This is a genomic window from Nocardiopsis tropica (assembly GCF_042660575.1).
GTDB classification, from domain to species: Bacteria; Actinomycetota; Actinomycetes; order Streptosporangiales; family Streptosporangiaceae; genus Nocardiopsis; species Nocardiopsis tropica.
This window is the reverse complement of the sequence record NZ_JBHSUF010000008.1, coordinates 218,761-244,243: the sequence shown is the minus strand read 5'-3', so window position 1 is coordinate 244,243 and position 25,483 is coordinate 218,761. Positions and strand designations below refer to the sequence as shown.

At 68.2% G+C, this 25,483-nt stretch carries 18 protein-coding genes, 2 tRNA genes and 1 pseudogene; 12 read left to right on the top strand and 9 right to left on the bottom strand.

The window, feature by feature from the left end:
* Nucleotides 1-49: 49 nt before the first annotated feature.
* Nucleotides 50-138, bottom strand: a tRNA-Ser gene (locus ACFQBR_RS15140).
* Nucleotides 139-867: 729 nt separating this feature from the next.
* Between ACFQBR_RS15140 and ACFQBR_RS15135 the strand changes: the two genes are divergently transcribed.
* The gene (locus ACFQBR_RS15135) at nt 868-3,063 is read left to right on the top strand and encodes a DNA cytosine methyltransferase (RefSeq protein WP_344176767.1); all 2,196 of its coding nucleotides are present in this window, start codon (nt 868-870) and stop codon (nt 3,061-3,063) included.
* Nucleotides 3,064-3,133: 70 nt separating this feature from the next.
* Here the strand turns inward: ACFQBR_RS15135 and ACFQBR_RS15130 are convergent, their stop codons facing one another.
* The 4 genes from ACFQBR_RS15130 to ACFQBR_RS15115 are packed head-to-tail and all read right to left on the bottom strand — an operon-like array spanning nt 3,134 to nt 10,470.
* On the bottom strand, nt 3,134-5,161 hold the full coding sequence (locus tag ACFQBR_RS15130) for an AIPR family protein (RefSeq protein WP_344176764.1): 2,028 nt from the start codon (nt 5,159-5,161) through the stop codon (nt 3,134-3,136).
* Nucleotides 5,151-6,155 (bottom strand): PD-(D/E)XK motif protein, encoded by a 1,005-nt coding sequence (locus ACFQBR_RS15125; protein ID WP_344176762.1) that lies wholly within the window; start codon nt 6,153-6,155, stop codon nt 5,151-5,153. The genes ACFQBR_RS15130 and ACFQBR_RS15125 overlap by 11 nt, the downstream gene beginning before the upstream one ends.
* Nucleotides 6,152-8,977 carry a Z1 domain-containing protein gene (locus tag ACFQBR_RS15120; protein ID WP_344176759.1) on the bottom strand — a complete coding sequence of 942 codons (2,826 nt, stop codon included), beginning with the start codon at nt 8,975-8,977 and terminating at the stop codon, nt 6,152-6,154. Before ACFQBR_RS15120 ends, ACFQBR_RS15125 begins: the two co-directional genes overlap by 4 nt.
* Nucleotides 8,974-10,470, bottom strand: coding sequence for an ATP-binding protein (locus ACFQBR_RS15115; protein ID WP_344176757.1), 1,497 nt, complete (start codon nt 10,468-10,470; stop codon nt 8,974-8,976). Before ACFQBR_RS15115 ends, ACFQBR_RS15120 begins: the two co-directional genes overlap by 4 nt.
* A 352-nt stretch (nt 10,471-10,822) precedes the next feature.
* Between ACFQBR_RS15115 and ACFQBR_RS15110 the strand changes: the two are divergent.
* Nucleotides 10,823-11,182 (top strand): annotated as a pseudogene (locus ACFQBR_RS15110) (transposase); the annotation flags it as partial.
* 284 nt (nt 11,183-11,466) lie between these two features.
* Here the strand turns inward: ACFQBR_RS15110 and ACFQBR_RS15105 are convergent.
* Together ACFQBR_RS15105 and ACFQBR_RS15100 are read right to left on the bottom strand one after the other, a co-directional pair.
* Nucleotides 11,467-11,539: transfer RNA gene (locus ACFQBR_RS15105), tRNA-Lys, on the bottom strand.
* A 407-nt stretch (nt 11,540-11,946) separates the two neighbouring features.
* Nucleotides 11,947-13,479, bottom strand: coding sequence for a serine hydrolase domain-containing protein (locus tag ACFQBR_RS15100; protein WP_344176756.1), 1,533 nt, complete (start codon nt 13,477-13,479; stop codon nt 11,947-11,949).
* A gap of 226 nt (nt 13,480-13,705) precedes the next feature.
* Here ACFQBR_RS15100 and ACFQBR_RS15095 point away from each other — a divergent pair, with 226 nt between their 5' ends.
* Nucleotides 13,706-14,542, top strand: coding sequence for an alpha/beta fold hydrolase (locus ACFQBR_RS15095; RefSeq protein WP_344176755.1), 837 nt, complete (start codon nt 13,706-13,708; stop codon nt 14,540-14,542).
* Between the two features lie 56 nt (nt 14,543-14,598).
* Here the strand turns inward: ACFQBR_RS15095 and ACFQBR_RS15090 are convergent, their stop codons facing one another.
* Entirely contained in the window at nt 14,599-15,219 is a 621-nt protein-coding gene (locus tag ACFQBR_RS15090; RefSeq protein ID WP_344176753.1) for a TetR/AcrR family transcriptional regulator, read from the bottom strand.
* A gap of 69 nt (nt 15,220-15,288) precedes the next feature.
* Here ACFQBR_RS15090 and ACFQBR_RS15085 point away from each other — a divergent pair, with 69 nt between their 5' ends.
* The 8 genes from ACFQBR_RS15085 (at nt 15,289) to ACFQBR_RS15050 (ending at nt 23,320) form a co-directional block, all read left to right on the top strand.
* Entirely contained in the window at nt 15,289-15,867 is a 579-nt protein-coding gene (locus ACFQBR_RS15085) for a GNAT family N-acetyltransferase (protein WP_344176751.1), read from the top strand.
* Between the two features lie 11 nt (nt 15,868-15,878).
* The gene (locus ACFQBR_RS15080) at nt 15,879-17,261 is read left to right on the top strand and encodes an amidohydrolase family protein (RefSeq protein WP_267947022.1); all 1,383 of its coding nucleotides are present in this window, start codon (nt 15,879-15,881) and stop codon (nt 17,259-17,261) included.
* Nucleotides 17,262-17,814: 553 nt separating this feature from the next.
* Entirely contained in the window at nt 17,815-18,222 is a 408-nt protein-coding gene (locus ACFQBR_RS15075; RefSeq protein ID WP_267947023.1) for a hypothetical protein, read from the top strand.
* Nucleotides 18,223-18,824: 602 nt separating this feature from the next.
* Entirely contained in the window at nt 18,825-19,628 is an 804-nt protein-coding gene (locus ACFQBR_RS15070) for an ABC transporter ATP-binding protein (protein WP_267947024.1), read from the top strand.
* Between the two features lie 26 nt (nt 19,629-19,654).
* Nucleotides 19,655-20,488, top strand: coding sequence for an ABC transporter permease (locus ACFQBR_RS15065; RefSeq protein WP_267947025.1), 834 nt, complete (start codon nt 19,655-19,657; stop codon nt 20,486-20,488).
* Between the two features lie 23 nt (nt 20,489-20,511).
* Nucleotides 20,512-21,630: an ABC transporter substrate-binding protein gene (locus ACFQBR_RS15060; protein WP_267947026.1), complete on the top strand. Its 1,119-nt coding sequence runs from the start codon at nt 20,512-20,514 to the stop codon at nt 21,628-21,630.
* Nucleotides 21,631-21,774: 144 nt separating this feature from the next.
* Nucleotides 21,775-22,845 carry an LLM class flavin-dependent oxidoreductase gene (locus ACFQBR_RS15055; protein ID WP_267947027.1) on the top strand — a complete coding sequence of 357 codons (1,071 nt, stop codon included), beginning with the start codon at nt 21,775-21,777 and terminating at the stop codon, nt 22,843-22,845.
* 223 nt (nt 22,846-23,068) lie between these two features.
* Nucleotides 23,069-23,320 (top strand): DUF2795 domain-containing protein, encoded by a 252-nt coding sequence (locus ACFQBR_RS15050; RefSeq protein ID WP_352982345.1) that lies wholly within the window; start codon nt 23,069-23,071, stop codon nt 23,318-23,320.
* A 4-nt stretch (nt 23,321-23,324) separates the two neighbouring features.
* Here ACFQBR_RS15050 and ACFQBR_RS15045 read toward each other — a convergent pair whose 3' ends face one another.
* Complete coding sequence (locus ACFQBR_RS15045) at nt 23,325-24,275, bottom strand: fatty acid desaturase family protein (protein ID WP_344177042.1); 951 nt, start codon at nt 24,273-24,275, stop codon at nt 23,325-23,327.
* Between the two features lie 292 nt (nt 24,276-24,567).
* Here ACFQBR_RS15045 and ACFQBR_RS15040 point away from each other — a divergent pair, with 292 nt between their 5' ends.
* Complete coding sequence (locus ACFQBR_RS15040) at nt 24,568-25,467, top strand: aminoglycoside phosphotransferase family protein (protein ID WP_344176741.1); 900 nt, start codon at nt 24,568-24,570, stop codon at nt 25,465-25,467.
* Nucleotides 25,468-25,483: the final 16 nt, after the last annotated feature.

Sequence of the window (25,483 nt, the reverse complement as noted above, 5' to 3'; positions counted from 1 at the left end):
ACGACGAAGGGCGTTCCTTGCAGAAAAGGAACGCCCAGGTGGGGAGGGGTAGGCCCCCAGGGGCTCGAACCCTGAACCCACGGATTAAAAGTCCGCTCCGGCCGGGCCGATACGCCCCGCTATACACCGACAACTCCCCCACCATCCCGAAACACCGACTCCGCCTAAGACCGCCCGGCACCACCGGAGACCACCCCGTCCTCCAACAACGGAGCAACCACCGAGCAACCGCCCCACCTCCCGAGCCACGGATCAAATCCGTGGGCCCGGTTAGGTGTCCCAGAAACCAACAGCCTGACTCCATCAAGAGCGGTACACACCACACCCGGCACGAGACAGCTGATCAAGCCGCGCTGCCTGTGGAAAACATCGGGCGGGGTCGAGATCGCCACCGCCGATTGGGAGACTTGTGCAACCACATCCGGCTCCACGGTGAGATCAGCCACGTCCCACCGGTGGAGTACCAGGCCGCCTATTACGTCCGAAACATCCGAGAACCGCAGTTCACAGCACAGATAGAGAGTCCCAATAACCCGGGGGATTCACACTGACCACCGGCCTGAGAGACCTCCTCCCCGGGGGCTTGGTGAGGCCCAGCAGTGGCAGAATCTCAGGAGGTGGTCAACAAGTTGTTCCTGGTCGAAGAGTAAATCAAGGCGCTGCGACCTGCCCTGTTGCGTGACTCGGTACTATTTGACCTTCGGAAAGTCGTTGCGCAGCCGTGCCTGGTCACAGCGCTCTGTGGCCCTGATTAGGGCTGCGGTCCGATCTCACACCTGGTCCAGTATCCGGTCTGCCAGGCACTCTTCGTGTCGGTGGTTGGGCGGGCTCTGGCGCGGCATCAGCCCCAGTCATACGGAGGAGCACGTGGTCAGGAAGTCATCTGGGTACGGCGTACCGCTCAAGCGATCGGAGTACGTGCACCTCGAACCGCATCACGACCACGTCGCGACCGAGGACGATTTTCAGGGATGGGCGGCAGCGAAGGTCACTGCGGGCAAACTACTCGCCGTGGACCTGTTCACCGGTGCCGGCGGCCTGAGCTACGGCATCAAGGAGGCCGGCTGGACCATCGCCGCTGGCATCGACTTCGATGACCGGGCCGTCGAGACGCACGCGCACAACTTTTCCGGCCTGAGTCTCATGCGGGACCTAGGTGACCCCAAGATCCGTGACGAGCTCGTGGCGCTGCTCGGTCAGGTCGAGATCGACTTGGTCGCAGGAGGCCCGCCCTGTCAGCCGTTCTCTCTCGCCGGACGCAACAAAATCCGCGACTTGGTGCGTAGGCACGGGCGCAACCCGGAGGACGCGCGCAAGGAGCTGTGGCAGGCCTACCTCGATATCGTCGAGCAACTCAACCCTCGTGCCGTCCTGATGGAGAACGTCCCCGACATGGGGCTGCAGGACGACTTTGCCGTTATTCGCATTATCGAGGAGAGGCTCGAACGGCGGGGTTATGCGGTCGAGACCCGAATCGTGCCCGCCTGGCAGCACGGCGTGCCCCAACAGCGTAAGCGTCTGATCCTCCTTGCCCGTCGGGACGTCGAGGCGTTCCCGTGGCCCGAGAAGCAGCCGCGAGTGACCCTCAATGAGGCGATCGGGGACTTGCCCAGAATCACCGTCGTTCCTCTGTCCGGCTGGGAGGGCCGCACCGACCGCCCCAAGAATGTCCCGTCTTTCGAGCTGCACCGGGACATGGAGCACCTGCCCATGCAGTACGTCGCGAAGCGACGCCCTTTCACATGGGTCACGGCTCCGCGCGGAGATGTTGGCGCAACCGTCATGCCCTACAAAGACCAGGGAGAAGACGCTCCCGACTTCGTAAGGTTGATGCGTCAAGACGTTCCTGATGCCGACAGGGGTTTCGTGCACGACCACTACTCACGGCGTGTTCGAGAGGACGACTTCAACGTCTTCGAAAAACTGACCACGGACCTGACCTACGCGGATCTGGACGGCACAGTCGAACTCCGATACGACACTTCGAAGTTCAAAGACAAGTACCATCGGCTGCGCGGCGATGACCTTTCACGCACCATCACCGCGCACTTAGCCAAGGACGGGTACTGGTACATCCACCCGGCCGAGCACCGCACCCTCACTGTTCGTGAGGCAGCTCGGGTGCAGTCTTTTCCCGACTCATTCCGTTTTGCAGGCACCCGGTCGGACGCCTTCCGGCAGATCGGTAACGCTGTCCCTCCCCTCCTAGGAAAGGCAGCGGCCACAGCGCTGCTTCCCTTGGACAACTGCCAGCCCATCGACGGTGCGACCACGGAGGCCGGGCGCCTCAGGGAAGGACTGAATGCCTGGGCCCGTCAGCAGCGGGAAGGCGACATGTGGTTCTACTTCCCCGGTAAGAAGATGGGACCAATCCAGGCGGCCGTAATGTCGATACTGGCCGGCAGTAAGCTGTCCCACGAGCAGCTGGTTTCGATGCTGGCCGTGTTGGACGGCGTCAGCACCCTCTCAAACGAGTCCCTCGAAGAGCTGCTGGCTCTGGCTCCCACCGCCTCGGCCCGGAAGAAGCTCGAGCGGCTCCGCAGGGGTGTGGCCCAAACTGCTCTGTGGGCGGCTTCCCAGAGGGAGAAGGACACTCCGGAGGAGATCCAGCGGGTCGCCGTCGGCATCTCGCTGCAGCCGACCGAGATCAAGATGTACACGATCCTGCGCAATGGACCCGACCTTCTGCTCAGTTCTGCCCCCTCCCAACGGGTCGCAGCTCGTGTGGCCGGGACACAATCTCACCTGTTCAACAAGGGCACAGAGGGACGCGTGGATCTGTCGCGCCTGATCGGGGCCGACGACAACGCTTCTTTGCGCATGGCAGCCGTGCACCGCATTGGGCAACAGCTGTGCGAGACCAACCAGGTGGACTGTAACAACTGCCCTCTGCAGAAGTTCTGCGTCACCGCCAAGGACCCTGCCGAGATCCAAAAGATCGAGGATTTGCGGGCCGAGCAGATGAAGAGCAAGTCCACGGGGTCGAAGCGTGCATGGGCTGCTCGCACCGCACGCCAGCAGGAGGGAATCGACCTGTTCTCCGTGTTCTCCCCTGAAGGCTGAGCGGCTGGGGTGAGGGGTCTTCCGACGCCACTTGGCGTCGGAAGACCCCTCACCCCAGCCTGATGTGTTCCTACTCCGGTTCAGGATCGAATCCTGCTTGCAGAGCCTTGTCGTAGGCTTCCAAAGCTCGCAACGCGCGCGTATCCGAGACGGCCTCACCACGCTCCAGCAGGTTCACCACGGTGTCCAGCGCCGCAAGTTCGACGGGTTCGAGGCGGTCGGTCTCCTGGCCCCACTCATACGCAGACTGCCAGTCATCGGCGGCAACCTCTTGGAAACGCTGGCCCAAGTCTTCGCTGGCCTGCGCCTCGTCTCGCTCGAGCTTGAGCATGGTGGGGCGCAGCTCGCCCTCGAGGGCAGTCGGTATTTTCCAGTTGATCTCCTGTACCTTGGTCCAGCACTCGGGCCTCTTGGCCCACTCGATCGGGTGACTGCCTCCGTTGAGAATGACCTTCATGACGGGGGCGCACAAGCTTTTGATGGCCTCCACCAAGGCAGGACTGACCTTGGGATCCTTCTCCCCGTAGTTCGCCTGCTCGCGCCAGATACGGTCGAGGTCGATTCGGTGGCTGGTTGCGTGGCAGAGCATTGCCGTTGTGTACGCGGTCACCGCAGACTTGTTGGAGCCCGCCCCCTGTGCTCGAGCGACCGAGTCGACGGCGGTGAATAGCATCTTCAGGGCGATCGTCCGCTGTACGTAGGTGGCATCGATCAGCGGCGGATACTCAGTCACATGCGCTTGGAAGTCCACGAAGTTCTTCTGGGCTCCCAGAGCAACCTTGTAGGGCTTGCCCATCCAGCAGTTGACGTACTTGGCCAGCTCCGCCTTGTCGAACTTCTGGGCAGGCGGGTTCTCAGCCTTGAACTTCCGTCTGGTCGCGGTCGTCGTGTTCTTGTTGAGTTCGACCTCATAGGCTCCCCTGGTCCGCACGTAAAACCATCGAGTGTCCAAGAGAGAGTTGCGCACAGGCGGAGCCCATATGTTCCGAGAGACGGCCTCGAACTTGACGTGGAACTTGTCATTGGAGGAGAAGTCCACCTGGGAGATGCGGTTCTGCGTGTTGGAGTACTCGGAGATCTTGCGCACTACCTCGCCGCGCTTGTCCGGGGGTACCAGAGTCAGCTTCATCTGCACATCCACCCCTTCCAACGTGTTCTTTTCTTTGCTGAAGACGTGGTGGAGGGTCGCGGTCGTCTGCCCGCCATTAACAATCTGCAGGTCGGTCAGGCTCGTGATGGCTATCTCGCGGCCCGACTCGTCGCACTCGAACTCCGCGTCCGAGGCGGTTGCGGTGATGCCGTTGTTGTAGGCCAGGAACCAGGCCGGGTGCCTGATCGCAGTGTCGCGGATCCCCTTGTTCACCTTGCCACGTGCCTGCAGGAAGGCTCGCACGTTCAGCTGCAAAAGGCGGGTGCGGTATTCGTCGTACAGCTCGGCGAGCACTCGGCCAGGGATGACAGCCAGGTAGACCGAGTGGTCATCGTCGTTGGCCTGCGCTGGCAGGCATCGCAGGGGTGGGTCGAGCTTGACCTCGATCTGCTCGCTGGCAATTCCGGCCTTCTCCATCTTATAGATGCGCGGCAGGTCGTACAGGTGGTACTCGACCGGGACGCCGTTGAAGTCACCCGGCTCTGGCATCGAGGAGGTACCACTGCTGCTCGAGGTCACGAAGAAGACCCTGATGCGTGTCAAGGCCGAGTTCTCCAGCGCGGCGAGTACCACCTCGCACATGCGGTAGATTCCCGTCTTGGGATCGCTGGCAGCCTTGATCTTCTCTGCTTTCTTCAGGAAGGCGATCGCACGCCGGAAGTACCTGTCGAGAAGGCCCTTGTTCAGGCGGGGACGGTCGTACGAGAACGCGCTCGTGTACAGCTCTAGGACGAGACCGTCATCGGTGTATCCGTACCCGTGCAGCAGAGTCCCGGGCTTCTCGAGGTATTCGACCTTGGGGTTGTTGACAAATCCGCCCTCGTGTAGCAAGTCGAGGATCCGCTGTGCGAAAACGTCACGCTGCGACTCCCCGTTGTCAGAAGCAGTCTCGAAGACCTCGCCGGTCAGCTGTGCGGCGTAGTTCTCGAAATCTTCTTTACTGCTCACTTCCGCTCCTCAGTGCACTGTGGAACTCGTCCACATCACACGCATACTCTGCCAAGACCCGGGTGTCAATCTTGTAGGTGCACCCGCTGATTCCGGCGGGGACATTCTCAACGGTCAGACACGGAAACCCATCGCTGACCTCCCACACGTCAGAACCGGTCACCGTGTAGCGCGGCTCATCGTACTTTTCAGCGTGAAATCCCAGGTAGCCGGTCTTCGCCAGACGCTGCTCGAAGTCGGCCTGGATCACGACGGGAAGCTGGTCGCGCACCTCCTCCACTATCGCTCTCAGGCTCGCCCCCACCCCTCCTTGACGTTCATCGACGACCACGGAGCTCAGGAAGAGGTGGCCCGCTCCCGCACGGTCGAGCTGCTTCTCGCTGCTGATCGTGAGGATGATCGGGTTGCGGTTGGTTGTGCACTTCGTCTCGACAGCACACCCGGGGAGCTGGAAGTCCTGGTTCGTGCCGTCCGGCCCGGTCCAGGCTTCTACAGCGTCCGCTGCCCCTACTGCAGGGAGCAGGTGGTGGCGCAGCGTGTAGAGCTCGCCGAAAAGGCCACGTCTTGCCTCCCCGCCCAAGCCGCTCCGGCCTACCTCCTTCAGCATCTTGCGCCAGAGGGCGTATTGGTCGAGCACGTCGTCCACGATCTTCGCAGTAGTGCTCCGTGAGGCGCGCTGAGCCAGGTCTGACGCCAACGCGGTGAAAGGTTCGGCGAGGTCTAGACTGTTCAGGACCACGTGCAGGGTCGATGCCGAGATCACGTCCAGCTTGATGCCGGCGACATCATCAAGGGCGCGCAGGCGCTTGGCCACCTTGAGGAAGGCCGGGCGAGGAGCCCTGATCGTGAGCCGACGCCGACCATCGAGACGCGAGACACCGATCCAAATGTTCTGCTCGCTGTCGGGGTACAGGCGGCGAGCGAGCCACCCTCCCGCACCACCCGTTCCGCCTTCCTGATCGAGTTCCCGCCACAATGCTTCGGTGATGGTCACGCCTCGATCTCCGCCTCGTCGCTCGGCTCTTCGAACCACTTGTTGTTGACCGTGTAGTTGACACCGACCGCACCGGCAGATGTCGGGAATGCCACGGCAAAGCCGACGAGGTAGGGGTTCATCTCCGGATTTTCACGCAGCTCCTGCTCCATGCGCCCGCTCTCGTTGAAGTCGGGTCCAGACTTCTCCACGGGGTAGTCGATCGGGTAGATGAGCAGCAGAGCTTGCTGCGGGTTCCGCTGCTTGCGCAAAGGCTTCCCAGTGGGAACTCCGAAGGTCTTTTTTCCCGCGCGCCGCCCTGCTTCCTTCTGTTCCTCGGTCATATCGAAGGACTCGTGCGCAGGGCTCAGAACACGCTTGATGACCTTGCGGTCAGGAGCGGATCGCTCAAGTTCAACGCGGTGCGTGACCCAGAGCTCGTCTTCACCCACTTTGATCTTGTACTGGCGAGAGTCGATCCTATTCTCGTCTCTAGCCTGTTTGTTGACCACCCGGACGGTCCAGCTCGCCAACTCGTCCTTCTCGGCGCACTGCCGGATGTAGTTGGCGATCAGGTCAGGCTTGACTCGGTGAGCCTCGGGAGAAGTCTCGTATCTATCGAAGAACATCGCGGCGACGTCTTCAGCCGAGACATTGCGCCAGACCATCCCTTTGCCGGTCGCCTTGACGCTGTGATCACGCCTGTACAGGGAGTCCAAGTGCTGGACGAATTCCGTTAGGACCTTCCTGTTTCGCTCCGGAACTTTGTCGGTCAGGTCGAAGACCGTGGTCTCAGCAAGTTCCCCAGAGAACGACAGCCGGACAGGGGTGCCGTCCCGCCGTTTGTTCGGTGCGGTGATCGCAAGACCGAGAGGGCCGTCCATGACCTTCATCCCGTAGCTCTTGGGAGACTCTCCGAGCACTCCCATCTCGTCGATGTCTCGACGGAGCTCGCCAGTAGCCTGAGTGATCCACCGGTACCGGCTCACCAGTGTCTTGGTGGTGTAGAGGCGGCACAGGTCCTCGTAACCGGGTCGGTATCCGAACCAGCGTCCCATCTGCAGCAGCGTGTCATAGGTGCTCGAGAGCCTGAGGTAGTACGAGACCGTGAGCCCTTCCAGCGTGAGGCCTCGGGAGAGCTTCTGCCCACCGACTGCGATGACGGACCAACCGGTCCCTTTGCGCTGCTCGTACTCGAGGGCGTCCTTCGCGTCACCGTTGACCTTGCGCACCTCGATCTTGTCAACTGCTTCAGGCAGGTGCTCCTTCACCTGCTTCCACTTGAGGCGTTTGGCGTCTTCGGCAGGGAAGTGCTTTGTCGTCGTCTCGAAGTCCTTCTCCCAGAGCTCCTGCAACCGGTCGAGGCGGCGCTGAGCGTTGGTGCCGAACCTGGTGGCGAGATCTTGTTGGGTCTCGAGCAGGTAGCCCAAGACCTGCTCTGCCACCTGCTCCTGCACCTTCTTGAAACGGGTGACATGGACGAGCATCGACTTGATATCGTCCTTCTTCCCCCGTGCTCGTCGGGCAGCACAACCCAGGACGAAAGCGTCAATGGCCTTTCTCAGGCTCTCGGGCATCGTCTTCCCGATTACGAGCGATGCCTTGTGGCCGTCGGAAACCCACGAAACGGCATCGTTAACGTCGCGAGTCAGGGGCAGCGGCTCCTTCTCGTCATCCCCGTCGTCTCCGACCAGGCCGAAGAGGCGCTCGGGACCGAAGTAGTTCGATGGGGAGTGCAGCGTCAGGGCGAAGCTCTCCGGGAAGAGATCCTTACCGTGTTCAGGGTCGTCGACGTCAGGGTCGATGAAGATGTTGGCATATGGGGTCGCCGTGTACCCGACATACGAGGCTTTCTCGAAAGCGTTCAGCAACCCTCGGATGGACTTATTGATCGAGGTGGGGCCGTCGCCAGCCTTGTTGGTGTTGATGCTGGCGTTGTCCGCTTCGTCATCGATCAGGAGAAGCGGGACGTCGCGAACCTTGCTCTTGCCGTCTCCGACCTCCTCACCGTGCATGCTGCTCATCCATTCGGTGACGTGGTTGATGATCGACTGGTGCTTTTTGATGACGAGCACCACCGGAGTTCCGCCGATCTTGAAGCCGAGCTGCTGAGCGAAGTTCTTGTTGAAGTCCCCCTTCAGTTTCTGCGTGGTCAGAGAGTTGATGTCAGGATGCTTGAAACCGCGCATCTTCCCGACGCCGATCTTGTGCCGGCCTCGAACCTGCTGCTGGCGGCTGGTGTCGTACCCGAGTAATCCCTTGTCGACGCGAGTCTGCGTCTGAGCCCGAAGATCGTCCAGGACACCCGCGAGGATCACGATGAGCTTGTATCCGGCATCGGCAGCCTTCGCAGCGAGCCCGATGAACTGTCCGGTCTTGCCGGACTGGACGTCTCCGATCACCAGTCCTCGGCGCTGCCACTCGCCTTCACGGTTGGGGCTCTCGAGCTCACCCAAAACCTTGGCGGTGGTGTCGTCCAAGACTTGCACGACTTGGAGCGGAAGCTTCTGGTGTTTCTTCATGTACTCGGCGTAACGATCCCAGAATGGCCACTCCTTGCTGGAGTCAGCCCGGAGCTCGTCGAGCCACCTCACATGGGAGGTCGGGTCATCGTCGACAAGGCCGCCGGTTTCCTCCTGAGTGACGGTGACAATCGACTCCACCTGTCGGCGGACGACATCGCTGTCGACGTTGTTGCCCAGCATGTCCTGCACGGCGAGCACCGCGTCCACGGCCGTCGCGATCTGCTCCACCGTCGGATGGTCGTACTTGTCGAGCGCGCTCAAGACCATCTTGATGGCTTCGTCAGTGTCCTCTGCCGAGATATCCATCTCGTCACTCATGCGCGTCCTCGATCTTCGTTGTGATCTTGATTCCAGAAGCCCTTGAGCTCGTCGAACGGAGCCATGCGGCTGATCATCACGAGGGCTTCCCGCTCGCTGATGCCCTTGCGGACGAGCACGCCCACCATGTTTCGCGCAACCTGCTCCATATCGCTGTCAGGGGATCCGCCATCGAACGGCTCGGGGTCGTCTGCAGCGTCGGTCTCGTGGAGCACGCGCAGGCCTGCGATAGGCAACGCTTCTTCCAGTAGCCGTAGGAGGACACCAATCTGGGTGGCCTGGAGTGCTTCGGCCTCGCTCAGGAGTGCCTGGATCACGCTGTGCTTACGGTTGATCCTGCAGGTGATGGTGCCATCGCCCCGCTTATCGAGTTTCCATGCGAACTCGAGACAAGAGTCGTGCCGCATCGCCGCGACCCGCCCCCGGGTACGCATGCTGGTGGCTGCCTCCTTGCATACTCGGTCCGCGATGCTCTTCAGGGACCGCCGCAGAGATACGGGAGGCCAGGCCGTGGACTTCTTAACGTCGACTTTCCATTGCTCGTCCGTCTCTGCGGGGACTTCCACCGCGATCCGCGCCTGATTGAACTTCTCTTCCCGCTTGCGCAGCCTGTACCAGCCGCCAGCCGCGATCAACCGGTCTCTGCGGTAGATGTAGAGGCCCTGCAGCTTCAACCAACCCCGGTCTCGACCGGCCGCCTCACGCTCCTCGTTCGTCAGCCGGTGAGGAGCAGGTAAGACGAAAGGAGTGACCTTCACCAGATGCCCGCCGAGGAGGAGCTCTTCGGTCGGCATTCTCACGGTCGACAGATGGCCCTGGAGGAACGGGTCCCAGGGCTGCACAGGAGCACTGTTGACCCTCAAGCGGACCGCCCGTGGCCCGTCGAGGAAGCGATGGAAGGTGAGGCCCAGATGTTTCCTCACGTTCCCCGACTCTAGAAGGAACTGATGTTTCACCCTGGAGTCCTGCTCAGGAACTCCCTGATAGGCAGACAGGCGCTGCCACAGCACCACGGTGCCCGGACCATCGATCACCTCGAGCACCTGCATAAGGGGTCCCTCGGCTTCCGCCGTGGCTCCTTCGAGCAGGAGCCACTTGCCCTTCTCACTGATGAGATCGAGGTCCCAGGTGCGGACGTGCCAATCTTCTCCGGCTTTCCGGCTCGCGACGGTGAGTAGGCGGGCGTGGGCGAAGGACGCGGATTTGAGTCCCATGCCGAAGCGACCCAGGTCAGCTTTGTCGCGCTTCGCGCCCCAGCGGGCAGCGACGGTCATAGCGGTGACCAGCTCGCCCTCGGACATCCCGTTGCCGTTGTCGCTGACCGCGACCCACGAGTCAGCCCCCTCCCAGGTCAGATCCACGTCGACCTGTGTCGCACCAGCAGAGATCGAGTTGTCGACGAGGTCCGCGACAGAGGCTTCGACGGTGTATCCAAATGCGGCCAGAGACACGACCAGGCCGGCAGGCTCTGGCACTACCTCTTGGACCTGCATTAAGACCTCCTGCCTACACCGATACGGCTGGTCTGCCAAGGCTCGGATGCTATCCGTCAGATACGGACAATTGCGACCCTTGTACGGATGAAACCATCATCATTGTCCCCTGGTTCTGTTCGTCAGAGTTGGCTCTGGCCCAGTTTCTGTGGGCCAGTCACACAAAGTGGCGGTTTTAGATGATTTCTGGGAATCCACCGTCATGGCCGTCTTCCCTCGGCAGGGTCGAGCATCATGGACGAGGTCTGCTCATGGATCAGCCGAGCGCTGTTCCCCGGAGCCATCGACATCGCGGTTGCCAGCGTGAACACCGCAGAGAACGGGATGCCGATCGAGGTGAGAGCAGTGGGTGATGGTGCCCGCTGTCCCGGCTGTTCCTAGTGGTCGTAGCGTATCCTCGGCTCTTACCAGCGCCACCCCGCCGACCTGTCTCGTACCGGGTATAGCGGAGGCGCCATGTACCGGCTTCGGTGGAGCCGTGTTTCCGGATTCTCAGTTGTCTGTCTCGTACCGGATGACGGTGGAGGCTCGCAGGGACGCGGCCACCCGCGACGGGGCCATCGCCCGTACCGCCGACCAGCTCGGCGTCAACCGCGAAACGCTGCGCAACTGGGTCGCCCAGGCCGAGGTCGACGCCGGCCACCGGCCCGGCACCACCACCGACCAGGCCCAGCGCCTGGCCGAGCTCGAGCGCGAGAACCGTGAGCCCAAGCGGGCCAACGCGATCCTGAAGTCCGCGTCGGCTTTCTTCGCGTCAGTACAGGTCAAAGCCAGTCCGGGTGGGCCCTTCCCAATCCAGAGGCATACCCAAGTGGGCAGTTCCTCTTCACGTAGGGCGGGGCGGCGCCCAGGTGCGAAGGTCCTGCCCCGCTCTCGGAGAAGTGGGAGGCACGAGCGAGACAAAAGAGCGAGCTTCGAGCGAGCAGCGGGTGTCCAAGATAAGAAAAGCCCAGGCCAGGGACCTCCAGAAGGACCTCTGACCTGGATTTTCGTGGGTAGGCCCCCAGGGGCTCGAACCCTGAACCCACGGATTAAAAGTCCGTTGCTCTGCCAATTGAGCTAGAGGCCCTCGGCGACTCCCGGGCATGCTGCCGCCCGTCGCCAGAGGCAACTCTACCCCAGTGGTAGCCCCTTCGTGCTGCCGATGGGGCCCGCGCGCAACACGCCTGATCACCGTGCCGACACACGGGTCCCTCCGTCGCGGACGGGCGCGGAAGCCGCCCGTCGGCGGCCACGCCGATGGGCATCCGGCGCCAGGTGGTGCGGCGCACGCCGAAGGCGCTCAGGGAGTGGATGCGCGGCATCGCGGCCGCGGAGCCGCCGCCCCGGCGGCTCCGCGCGGCGGATCTCGCGCCCGGCACCCACAGCTGCTAGATTCGTACATGCGTTCTAATCGTGGTTGGGGAAGACCACGACGGACACGCGGGGGCGTCACCGGTCTCTCGGCGGGAGAGCGGTGACGCCCCTTCTTCCGCCTCAGGACCGCGACGCCTGTCCGGGTACGGCCCCGGCCCGGTCCCGCGCCGCCCCGGCCCGCCGCGCTCGGACGTCGGCCCACGTGCGGAGCACGGCCGAGGCGACGCCGGCCGCCGCGGCGACGGCGAGGGAGAGGGCGACGTCGGGCGCCCACGCGAGAGCCCCGTCGACCCCCGTCACCGCGAGGAGGACGGCCCCGGCTCCGACGGGGAGCAGCCCCGGGAGGATCCGGAACGCGGTGGCCGTCCTGGTGGGCGGAGCGGCCGGGGTACGCGGTCGGCGCAGTGCCGCACACGCCCCGGCGGCCGTCGCCGTCAGCCACACGGCCAGGCCGGTGGCGGCGGCGACGGTGAGCAGGTAGACGGTGCGGGACGGGCCGCCTTCCGGCTCCGGTGCGCCCGCGAGCATGGCGGAGGCCCCGAACAGGACGTCCGTGCTCGCCGCGTCGTGCAGGAGCCCGTGGGAGTTCTGCTGCATGACGAGGGCGAGACCGCGCTCGGGGAGCAGGAGCAGCACGGCCGAGTAGCCGGGTGCGGCCCCGCTGTGCCACACGGCCCCGTCCAGCGGGGCGTCGAGTCCGCCGACGCGCCACCCCAGGCCGTAGCCCGTCCCCGCCCCGTCGTCCGTGGTCTGCTCGCGGCTCATCTCCCCGAAGGAGTCCGCCGACAGGACGTCCCCTCCGCCCCGGAGGTAGAGGGAGGCGAGCGCCGCGAGGTCGTCGAGGTCGCCGCCGAGGTAGCCGTACGCCGCCCCGTGGGGGTCGAGGCCGGTCGCGGCCGGCGCGGTGGCACCCCAGAGCGGGAGGTGCCCCGGGGCCAGAGCGCGGTCACGGGCCGAGGCGGGGTCGGTGATCGCACCGCCCGCACCCGCCGGTTCGAGCACGGTGTCGCGGACGTGGTCGGAGAAGGGGACGCCGGTGACGGACTCGACCACGGCGGCGAGGACCAGGTAGTTGGCGCTGGTGTAGGCGTACTCACCGCCGGGGGGCGCGAGGGGCCGGATCCGGTCCAGCGCCGGGAGGCGGTCGGCGGGCCGCGGGCAGTCCCCCCGGCAGTCGGAGACCGCGAAGGCCGACGAGGGCGGCAGGCCCGAGGTCTGGGCGAGCAGGTGGCGGACGGTGGTCTGCGGGGCGTGCGCCCCTCCGAACCGGAATTTCGGCAGGTGGTCGGCGACCGGGTCGTCCAGTCCGAGTGCGCCGTCCTCGGCCAGCGCGAGGACGGCGGTCGCGGTGACCGGCTTGGCCACGGACCCCCACAGGAACGGCGTCCCGGCCGTGACGGGGGCCCCGTCGCCGTCGGTTCCCCACGCCGCCCGGTGGAGGGGCCCGTCGGGTCCGACCACCGCGTAGGACAGCCCGGGTGTGCCGGTCTCCTCCATGCGCCTCTGCACGTAGTCGTCGATCGCGGCGTAGGGGTCGGCGGGATCCCGTGCGGCGGCGGCCGCGGCGGGGGCGCCGCCGGCCGGGGCGAGGAGCAGTGCCGCACAGAGGGCGGCGGCCCATCGCGGGGCGGGGCGGGCGGGACGGCGGTTCATGGGGGCCTCCACGGGTGCCTTGATAACCGTATGGGCGTACGACAATAACCGTATATACATACGGTTAACAAGGCCGGCCGGGTGCCCGGAGGCCGGGAGGCGCGCCCGAGGACGGGCGCCCGCGCCGAAGGGCCGGACCGGTCGCCGCCGTGCCGATTCCTTTTCCGGCGGACCGCCGTCACACGGTCGGACACGACGGAGCAGCACCCGGATCGGAGCAGGACACATGGGCTCGAACAGCAAGAACGGAACCGCGGCGGACTCCGCGGTCGTCTCGGCGGACGGGACGCGGATCGCCTTCGAGCGCCTCGGCGAGGGGAGTCCGGTGGTCCTGGTCCCCTCGGCCCTGGCCGACCGCGGGGACACCCGCGGGCTCGCCCGCCTGCTCGCCCAGCGGTTCACCGTGGTCAACTACGACCGGCGTGGCCGGGGCGCGAGCGGCGATGCGAAGGCCTACGCCGTGGAGCGCGAGATCGAGGACATCGCGGCGCTGATCGCGCACGTCGGCGGCTCGGCGTCGGTGTTCGGCAGCTCGTCCGGGGCGGTTCTCGCGCTCCGGGCCGCCGTCGCCGGGACGGGCGTCGACCGGCTCGCCCTCTACGAGCCGCCGTTCTCGGTGGAACCGGGCGGCTTCGGCCCCCCGCCGGGCTTCCCGTCGCGCATCGACGCCCTGCTCTCCGAGGGACGGCGCCCGGACGCGGTGCGGGAGTTCATGACCGGGGCGCAGGGCATGCCCGGGTTCGTGGTGGGACTGATGCGGATGATGCCCAAGCAGTGGGCGGCCCTGACGGCGATGGCGCACACCCTGCCCTACGACATCGCGGTCATGGGCGACACCCAGCGGGGGGAGCCGCTGGACGCGGACGCGTGGTCGACCGACGCGCGGACACTGGTGCTGACGGGCGGCAGGAGCCCGGCCGGGTTCCACAGGGCCGCGGAGGAGCTGGCGGGGGTGCTCGACGCCGCCGAGCACCGCGTGCTGCCGGGTCTGAACCACGGCTCGGTGATGACGGCGCCGAAGCGGCTCGCGCCCGTGCTGGCGGAGTTCTTCGGCGGCCGGTGACCCGCCGGGGGCCGGGCCGGGGCCCGCCCCCGGGAGCGGAGGGAGGCGGGCCGGGTTCAGGCGCGGCCCGGGACCGTGTCGCCCTCCGCCTCCCCCGCCGATCCGGGCGCCTGCGGCAGCAGCGCCCGGATCGCGGCGGCGAGCCGCGTCCCGTCCGGCGTCTCGCCGGGTGAGACCAGGCTCTGCGCCATCACGCCGGGCACCAGCGTCAGCATGAGCGAGCCGACCGTGTCCTCCTGCTCGTCCGTCACCTGTTCCACCGGCACGCCGAGCACGACGGAGGCCAGCCCCCGGCGTGCGAGCCGGTGGGCCCCGGCGAGCTGGTCGCGGAGTTCGGGCATGCGGTCGAGCTGGGCCAGCACCTCGAAGTTCGCGGCCACCATCGTGCGGACGTCGCCCAGGGAGCGCACGAGCCGGTTCATCGTCTCCTCGAACCTGTCGACCGGCGCGGAACCGCCGTCGGCGGCGGAGAGCACCGCGAGCACGCGATCCGACCACTCCCCCACGACGGCGATCATCGCGGTGGTCAGCAGGACCTCCTTGGACCCGTAGTGGTAGCCGATCGACGCCAGGTTCGCCCCCGAGGCGGCCACGATGTCGCGCGAGGTCGTGCGGGCGTAGCCCTTCGTGTACAGGCACTGCTTGGCGCCTTCCAGCAACTGCTCCTTGTGTCCCATGCACCCACTCTAACCTCTTTATATACAAGCGTATTGTACAAACGTCATATACATACGTATGATCGCTCCATGATCGAGATCCGCGAACTCCCTCCCTCCGACGAGGAGCGGGCGGCCGCCGTCATCGCCGAGGCGATGGACTCCGACCCCGTTATGGCCTGGATGATCCCCGACGCCGAGGAGCGCCGCGCACTCCTCCCCGCCCTGATGCGCGAGTTCGTCGCCACCGCGCTCGCGACCGACCGTGTGCTGGTCGACGGGACCGGGAGCGCCCTCGCCCTCTGGTCCCACCGCTCGGGCCCCGCCCGATCCCCGGGCGAGGAGGGCCTCCGGGCGCTCCCCGCGGCGTACGCGCCCCACGTGCCGCGGATCGCCCTGCTCGGGCGGACCATGGAGGACCGGCACCCGACCGTCCCCCACCTGTACCTCTCGACGATCTGCGTGCTGCCACGCGCCCGGGGCCGGGGACTGGGCTCTGCCCTGTTGGGCCACCGCCTCGACGGGGCCGGCCTCCCCGCCTACCTGGAGGCCAGTACCGAGCGGAGCGCGGCCCTCTACGCCCGGCACGGGTTCGCCCCGCTGGGCGACCCGGTCACCCTTCCCGACGGACCCACCGTCCACCCGATGTGGCGCGAGCCCAACCCATGAGGAGAAGACCCGTGCAGGCGTACACCCATGTGACCGTGATCGACTCCACCGGCGGCCCGTCCGCCCCGGACCGCACCGTCCTCGTCGAGGACGGCGTCATCACCGCGGTCGGACGCACCGCGGAGGTCCCCGTACCGGAGACCGCGTCGGTGGTCGACCTCACCGGGAAGTACCTCATCCCGGGCCTGGCGGACATGCACGTCCACAGCGACATCGAGGACGAGCGGATCATCCCCGCGCTCTACCTCGCGAACGGCGTCACCACCGTGCGCGAGATGTGGGGCGGCCCCCGGGTCCACGACTGGCGGCGGCGCATCGGGGCCGGAACGATGTCGGGCCCCCGCTGGGTCGTCGGCGGCAACCTGGTGGACGGCTCCCCCTCCCTCTGGGAGGACATCCCGGGCCCCGCGGCGCCCACCGTCGTCAAGGGCGCCCAGGACGCCCGCCGCGCCGTCGGCGAGACCCGCGACGCCGGGGCGGACTTCGTGAAGGTCTACTCCCGGCTGGACCGCGAGTCCTACCTCGCCCTGATGGAGGAGGCCCGGCGCCAGGACATCCCCGTCGTCGGCCACCGCTCGGACCTGGTGCCCTTCGTGGAACAGGTCGAACTGGGCCAGCGCTCCTTCGAGCACGTCCACGGCCTGTGGCCCGCACTCTCCCGGGACGCGGCGGAGATGGAGGCGTCGATGGCGCGGATCTCCCTCGAACCCGACACCTACTACTCCAGCTGGTTCCGGCAGATCAACGAGGTGGAGTGGGAGTCCGTCAACTCCTACGACTCCGCGGCGGCGGCCTCGGTGTTCGGACGGCTGGCCGCCAACGACGTGGCCCTGTGCCCCACGCTGGTGATGCACGAGAAGGTGGACCTGCCGGAGCGGGCCGGACTGGAGGACCCCCGCCTGCGGTACCTGCCGCCGTACATGCGCGAGATGTGGAAGTACGTGCTGGAACAGGTCTACACACGTGGACGCAGTGCCGCCGAGGGGGCCCTGCGCCGCGACCTGTTCGAGCGGCGCCGGGAGACCGTCGTCGCGATGGACGCGGCCGGGGTGCGCCTGCTCGCGGGCACCGACCCGCTCACCCCGGGCGTCCTCCCCGGGTTCGGCCTGCACGACGAGCTGGAACTGCTGGTGCGGTCAGGGCTGAGCCCCGCGCGGGTCCTCCGGATCGCGACCCTGGAGGCGGCCCGCTTCCTGGGCCGCGAACAGTGGTCGGGCACCGTCCGGGAGGGCAGGGCCGCCGACCTCGTGGTGCTGGACGCCGACCCCCTGGCCGACATCCGCAACACCACGCGCATCCACGCCGTCGTGGTCGCGGGCAGGTTCATCGGCCCCGGGGAGCGGCAGGCGCTGCTCGACACCGCCGAGCGCGCGGCGGCGGACCAGGTCGCCTGACCCGCAGGACCCCGCGGACCGGGTTCCCGGGCGTACCGGGGACCCGGTACGCCCGGGACCTCGCGCGGCCCCGGGCTCCCGTGCCCCCTCCGCGCGGACCGCCGCCCCGCGGGCCCCGCGCCCCCTGCCGGAGGGGCCCCGCGACGCCCGAAGCGGGATTCCCCGGTCTCGTTTCGAGGACAACCGGTGATCCCACATTTCCTCCCGCGGGCCGGAACACGCTCTGAACTGGCCTTTTCCGAAGACCATGGGAAACGGCAATAGCAGAGCCCTTTTCCCTGACATCCGGGCACACCCGAAGCCACTGATTTCGGTTCGTGCCGTCCGACCTGCGAATCTACGGGAAACCTTGCCCCGAGCCCCCTGCGGAGCCTTCCCCGGCAGAGATAATACGCCTGTGAGACGCGACACGAATCCCTTCCATAAAGCCCCAGGTAGGACCCTCCGAAGCACGTGGATTACCCGCCCGGAACGACGACGCCGCGATGACTATGGGGCTTCTGTGCACTAAAGTCTTCCTACCATGGCGTATTCAGCGAGAAGTCCGTCGTCGGTGGTCTCGACCCGACCGGCCCGCCAGGGCGACCCCGGCCTGGCCGAGGCCCTGTCGGCGCACCTGGGCATCGAACTCACCCCCCGCGAGTTCACGCTGCCCGACGGCACGAGGATCGGCGTCGACTGCGCCGACGGGGGCCGCCCGAGCCTCCTGGTGCAGTTCACCCCGCTCCAGGGCCCGGTCAAGTCGACCCAGCGCAACAAGGTCATCGCCGACGCCTTCAAGCTCGTGTGGCTGCGCGACCACCACTTCCCGGACGCGCACGTCCTCCTGGTCATCGGCGAACCGCTCGCCCGGCTGTTCGGGCGGGGGGCCTGGCTCCCCGCCGCGTTCGCCTCCTACCGGATCACCGTCGCCCTGGTCGACGAGCATCACAGGATCCGCACACTCGATATCAGTACGTGATGAACACTTCATAACGTGTTAATCGATTAACCCTAACGTTCCACGCGTCAAACCCCGCGGGCCGCCGCATTCCATGCTCCCACCCGCTCTCCAACGAACGTCTCCGGTCCCTGGTTCGCCGTGCCCGGAGGCAGTCATCCCCGGAGGGTGTTCATGGATGTCCCGCCCGTCGCGCATGCGCGCCGCGCGTGCGCGCCCGCGCGCCGCCGCACGCCACATGCGCGCGCGACCCTTTCCCGCGCCGGCGACGCGCCGCCGGCGCACGCGTCCCCGATTCCCGCCGGGCGCCCGGGGCCCCTTTTCCCCGCTTTCCCCACGTGCCGCACAGCCGTTCCCGCTCCTCCGCAGCCCTTTTCGGGCACCCCCGACCGGCGCTCCTCCCTTTGCCCCGGAAACACCCATTCACCGGAGCGCCACCGTGTGCGATCATCCGATCACGCATATCGAGGAGCAGGAATGACACCGCCGCCCACCGACCCGTCCGCGCACGGCGCCGCCTCGCGAGCGCCCGCAGCGGTTCCGCGCCTCCGGCTCCCCTCGGGGACCGGGCCCCTCCCCCGGCTCCCCCTCGGGGAGCGGACGCCGCGGCACGGGGACGCGGCGTGACCGGCGACAGGATCGAGGTGCGCGGGCTCACCAAGGCCTACGAGGGCGCCGACCCGCTCCGGCCGGCGCTCCACGACGTCGACCTGGAGATCCCCCGGGGCCGCTTCGTCAGCCTCATCGGCCCCAGCGGGTGCGGGAAGTCCACCCTGCTGCGCGTGGTGGCCGGGCTGGAGCGGCACGACACCGGGACCGTCTCCGTGTTCGGGTCGACCCCGGAGCGCATGGCCGCCGCCAAGGCCGTCGGCCTCGTCCCCCAGTCCCCGGCCCTGCTCCCCTGGCAGAACGTGCGGCGCAACGTGTCCCTGCCCTCCCGCGTCAACCGCCGGGCCGGCCGGGGCAGCGAGGACCCCGACCTGCTGCTCCGCATGGTGGGCCTGGAGGACGCCGCCCGCAAGTACCCCCACGAGCTCTCCGGCGGCATGAGGCAGCGCGTCGCCATCGCCCGCGCCTTCGGCATCCGCCCCGACCTGCTGCTGATGGACGAGCCCTTCTCCGCGCTGGACGAGTTCACCCGTGAGGCGCTCCAGCTCCAGCTCCTCGGGCTGTGGGAGCGCATGTCCACGACGGTCCTGTTCGTCACCCACTCGGTCCGCGAGGCGGTCACCCTCTCCGACACGGTCGTGGTGATGTCCGCCCGTCCGGGACGCGTGCACGAGGTGCTGGACGTCGACCTGCCGCGCCCCCGCGACCGGGGCGTCGTGACCGGGCCCCGCCTGCACGTCCTGGAGGACAGGGTGCGCGCCTCCCTCCAGACCGCCTGGGAGGCCGGAGCCGCCCCCGACGACCTCGTCCCCCTGTGAGCACCGCCCCGAGAGGAGGAACGGCCATGGCCACCCAGACCCCCGCCCGTCCCCGTCCCGACCGCGAGGAGGGCCCGCGAGGGGCGGCCCCGCGCGTACGCCGCCGCCTGTTCGGCATCGGGCTGTGGATGCCCGCCACCGTGGCCGTGCTGCTCTGCGGCCTCGCCTGGACGGCGGTCGCCGAGGACCAGCCCTACCTGCTCCCCCCGCTCCGGGAGGTGGGCACGGTCCTGGTGGAGGACCCCGGCCTGTTCCTCGGCAACGCGTGGTCCACGCTCCGGATCGCCCTCCTCGGCGTGTCCTTCGGAGCGGGGACGGCGTTCGTCCTGTCCCTCGTCATGTCCGAGGTGCCGGTGGTGCGGCGCGCGATCATGCCGCTGGCCGTCGTGCTGAACGTGACCCCCGTCGTCGCGCTCGCCCCCGCCCTGGTGGTCGCGTTCGGGTTCGGCATGGCGCCCAAGGTGATCGTCACCGCGATCATCACCTTCTTCCCGGTGCTCATCAACATGACGACCGGGCTGCGGTCGGTGCCCGTGCCCGTCCTGCACGTGTTCTCGACCCTGCACGCCTCCCGCCTGGAGGTGCTGCTCCGGCTGCGCGTCCCCAGCAGCCTCCCCTACGCCCTCGCAGCGCTGCGGGTGGTGTTCCCCCTTTCCATCGTGGGCGCCGTGGTCGCGGAGTTCGTCGCCGCCGGGTCCTCCAGCGGACTCGGCACGATGATCCGCACCTCGGCCGCGACCGCCCGCCTGGAGTACGTCTACGCGGCCATCGCCTGTCTGGCCGCCATGGGCGTGCTGATGCTCGCACTCATCACCGTCCTCGAACGACGACTGCTGTTCTGGCACGAGTCGCAGCAGTGACGCACACACCCGAAGGAGCCCTCGTGGCACTCCCCCCCGCCTCCCTCCCCCGGCCCCGGATCCGGCGCGTACGCCCCGTGGCCGCCGCGGCCCTCACCTCGGCCCTCCTCCTCACCACCGCCTGCGCGGGCGAGGAGGCGACCGAGGAGCCGGCGGACGTGGCCACCGTGATCGACGAGGAGCGGTGCGAGACCAACCGCGCCGCGGGACCCGTCACCTACATCACCGGATACCAGTACCAGGCCTCCGTGAGCATCCTGGAGGCCGTCGCCGCCGACGCCCTCGGCTTCTTCGACGCCGTCTGCCTCGACGTCGAGATCCAGCCCGGCACCGGCGACACGATCGGCAACTCCCAGCTGGTCTCGGCCGGTACGGCGCACTTCACGTCGCTGGGCAACGAGGCCGAGGTCCTCCAGGCCAACGACGCCGGCCACGACGTCATCGGCATCTCCACGTACGGGCACGTCCCCATCGCCACCCTGCTGACGGGGACCGGCATCGAGGAGCTCGGCGACCTGGAGGGCACCACCCTGGGGCACAAGGGCATGCTGCCCGCCCCGCTGGAGGCCATGCTCGTCGCCGACGGCGTCGACATGGACGCCATCGAGATCGTGGAGGTCGGCTACGACCCCAGCGTCCTGCCCCGCGACCAGGTGCAGGCCCTCACCGGGTTCCGGTCCAACGAGCCGTTCCTCCTCGCCGACATGGACGAGGAGTACAACGAGTGGCTCCCCGAGGACTACGGGGTCGTCGGCTCGTTCGGCGTGATGGCCACGCACCCCGAGTGGGCCCAGGAGAACCCGACCGTGGTCGAGGACTACCTGCGCGCGATCGCCCAGGCGTTCTCGTACTGCCAGGAGAACGGCGAGGAGTGCGTCGGGTACGCCGCCGACCTGGCCGAGTCCGGGTACGACGTCGACCACAACCTGCGGGTGTGGAACGCCGAGCACGAGCTGGTCACCTCGTCCACGCCCGACGACGCCCCTCCCGGGTACATCGACCTGAACCTGACCGAGGCCGAGGGGGAGACCCTGGTGGACAACGGCCAGCTGGACGAGCTGCCCGACCTGGAGCCCCTGTTCGACCCGCGCTACCTGGAGGCCGTGCACGTCGCCACCGAGGTCTCCTGGCCCGCCGAGTAGCGCGCACGGGCAGGACCCGCCGCACGCGGTGAGCCGCCGGCGCCGCCCTCCCCCGGGCGGGCGGCGCCGGCCGCGCGGACGGCACACGCAGAACCCGAAGCGGCGGCGCGACGACGCGCCGCCAGAGAACTAGGAGCCCACAGGATGGCAGCACCAGGCGGCGCCCCGACCGCCGACACCGAGTACGGGATCTTCCTGCCCATCGGTAACGGAGGCTGGATCGTGTCGGAGACGGCACCGCATCCGCAGGCCACGTACGAGTACAACAAGAAGGCCGCGATCCTCGCCGAGGCCCACGGGCTCGACTTCGTCATGTCCATGGGCAAGTGGCGCGGGTACGACGGGGCCACCGACCACTGGGGGCGCACCCTGGAGTCCATGACGATGATGTCGGGGCTCGCCGAGGCGACCGAGCGCGTCAAGGTGTGGGCGACCGTCCACACGAACCTGTTCCACCCGGCCCTGGCCGCGAAGATGTACACCACCCTCCAGCAGGTGAGCGGGGGGCGGGCCGGGATGAACATCGTCGTGGGGTCCTACGCCGACGAGTTCGCGCAGATGGGCCTGTGGCGGGACGACCTCGGCCACGCCGACCGGTACCGGTACACGGAGGAGTGGGCCACCGTCCTCAGACGCCTGTGGACGGAGGACTCCGTCACCCACGACGGCGAGTTCTTCCAGCTCGACGACTGCCGCTCCAGGCCGCACCCCGACCCCGCGCCCACGCTCATCAGCGCGGGGCGCTCCGACACGGGGCTCGACTTCCAGGCCCGGCACTGCGACGGCTCGTTCCTGACCGCGCAGGACCTGCCCGGCCTGCGCGAGGCCAGCCTCGATGTGAAGGCTCGGGCCGACAAGCGGGGCCGGAGCATCCGGACCTACTCGATGCTCACCGTCATCATGGACGAGACCGACGCCGCGGCCGAGGAGCGCCGGCTGAGGTACGGCCGGGGCGCGGACGTGGACGCGATCGTCAACATGAAGCTCTCCTGGGGCCTGCCCCTGGACAGGGCCCTGTCGCTGACCTCCGAGCGCCCGGAGGACGAGGCGTTCCAGACCCCGTTCGTGACCGGGTCGCCGGAGACGGTGGCCGGCCGGATCCGCGAGATGGTCGAGTACGCCGAACTGGACGGCCTCATGCTCATCTTCCCGGACTACCACGCCGACCTGGCCGCGTTCGGGGAGCAGGTCATGCCCCGGCTCCGTCAGGGCTGAGCGGCGCCGGGCCCCGCGCCGGTCCGCGGGGACACGCGGGGACACGCGGCGCCCCTGGCGGGGCGCCGTCCCGGCTCCCCGGCCGGTCGCGGCCGGCGGGCCCCGGGGTTGGGGCGCTCCGCCGCCGGGTAGTCACCAGTACGTGCATCAGCGGGTCCGCCCGCGCCCCGCCCCCTCCGGGGCGCGGCGCGGGCGGACCCTCTCGCTCTCCGGGGGGACCGACATGGGCGTCAAACGCGGTATCAGCGGGCTGCGGCAGATCCTGGACCGGATGGAGTTCCCGGCGGACAAGGACCGGATCGTCGCCCGCGCCCTGGACGAGGGCGGCGACGAGGAGATCCTGAGCGCCCTGCGCGCGATGCCGTCCGCCGACTTCTACGAGGCCGGGGAGGTCCTGCGGGCGGTCCCGCTGCCCGAGACCGAGCGCGCCCGGACCGAGTCGGCCCGGGCGCGGGAGCGCGGGGAGCGCCCCTGAGCGGTCAGGCCCGCGCGGCGGCGCGCAGCGGGGCCCCGGCCCTGTGCATGTGGGTGAGCGCCTCGATGTGCGAGCGCACGAAACCGGTCTCGTGGTACGGGATGCCGACCTCCGCGCAGTAGTCGCGCACCAGCGGCTGGACCCGGCGCAGGTTCGGGCTGGGCATGTTCGGGAACAGGTGGTGCTCGATCTGGTAGTTGAGGCCCCCGAGGGCGAGGTCGGTGAACCAGCCGCCCCGCACGTTCCGCGAGGTCAGCACCTGCTTGCGGAGGAAGTCGAGCTTCTCGCCCTTCTTCAGCGTGGGCATGCCCTTGTGGTTGGGGGCGAAGATGCAGCCGAGGTAGACCCCGAACAGCCCCTGCTGGACCGCGATGAACGCGAGGGCCTGGAGGGGCTGGAGGACCGTGAACACCGCGCCGAGGTAGAGCGCGAAGTGCCCCGCGAGGAGCACGCCCTCCAGGACCCGCTGCTTGGTGCTCGGCCGGAACAGGGCGCGCACGCTGCCCACGTGCAGGTTGAGGCCCTCCAGGAGCAGGAGCGGGTAGAACAGGAACGCCTGCCGGCGGCCGAGGAAGGCGGGCACGCCCCTGGCTGCGTGGGCCTGCTCCTCGGACCACACGAAGATGTCCGGCTGGACGTCGGGGTCGAGCTCCTCGTGGTTGGGGTTGGCGTGGTGCCGGGTGTGCTTGTCCTGCCACCACCCGTAGCCGAGCCCGATGCCGAGGTTGCCCACGACCCTGCCGAACGCCTCGCTGACGCGGCGCCCGCGGAAGATCTGGAGGTGGGCCAGCTCGTGGGAGACCAGTCCGACCTGTCCGAAGACGGCGGCCATGGCGACGGCGGTGAGCATCTGCCACCAGGAGTCGCCGAGGAGGAAGAAGGCCGCCCACACGCCGGCGAAGGACAGCCCGATCAGGGAGAGCCGGACGGCGAAGTACACCGGCGTCCGCTCCATCAGACCGGCTTCCTGGACACGGCGGGACAGCTGGGCGAAGTCACTGCCCCGACGTCGGCCTAGGGTCGTCGCCTCGGCGTCGAGCATGCTCTCTCCCCTGCAAAGGTGAACGAATCACTCATGTGTTCTGCATAACACTAGGCGCAGCGGACGGCTCGGACCATGGCACGGCCACGCTGACTTTTCGGGGTGCGTGCACCCCTGCGCCCTGCGGCGGAAGTGCTTACCATCCTCCGGGCCGCGGCGCCCTCGCCGGGTGCCCGCCCCGCCGGGGCCGGTGGATGATGGGTCCATGCGCACTCCCCCCGCCGAGGTCGCCGTCACCGCCGGACTCGTCGCCGGCCTGCTCCGGGACCAGCACCCGGACCTGGCCGGCCTGCCCCTGGTCCCGTGCTCCCACGGCTGGGACAACGTGGTCCTCCGCCTGGGGGACGACCTGGCCGTGCGGCTCCCGCGGCGCGGGAGCGCGGCGGTCCTGGCCGCCAACGAGCAGCGCTGGCTCGGCACGGTCGCCGCGCGCGTCGGCTTCCCCGTCCCCGCGCCCGTCCGGCTGGGGCGGCCCGGCCGCAGGTACCCGTGGCCCTGGTCGGTCGTCCCGTGGTTCGAGGGCCGTGTCGCCGCCTCCCTGCCCTCCGCCGAGCGGGGGCGCCTCGCCGGTCCGCTGGCCGCCTTCACGGCCCGGTTGCACGTCCCGGCCCCCGGGGACGCACCGGCCAACCCGGTCCGCGGCGTCCCCCTGGCCTCCCGCGACGCGCGGGTCCGCGAACGGCTGACAGGAGGACGGGTTCCCCGCGCGGACGAGCTCCTGCGCCTGTGGGAGCGACTCTCCTCGGCCCCGGCCCGGGAGGGCCCGCCCGTGTGGATCCACGGCGACCTGCACCCCGCCAACGTCCTCGCGCCCGCCGACGGCGCTCCGGGCCTGGCCGCGGTCCTGGACTTCGGCGACCTGACCTCCGGCGACCCCGCCACGGACCTGGCCGTGGCGTGGATGATGTTCGACGCCCCCGGGCGCGCGGAGTTCCGCGCCGAGCGCGAGCGCCTCTCCCCCGTGGACCCCGCCACCTGGGACCGCGCCCGCGCCTGGGCGGTCTCCTTCGGCTCGCTCCTGGCCGCCTCCACGAACGAGGACCCGCTCCTGGCCGCGGTGGGCGCGCACACCGTCGACCAGGTCCTGGGCCCCGACCGCCCCTGACCGCCCGTCGGCGGGC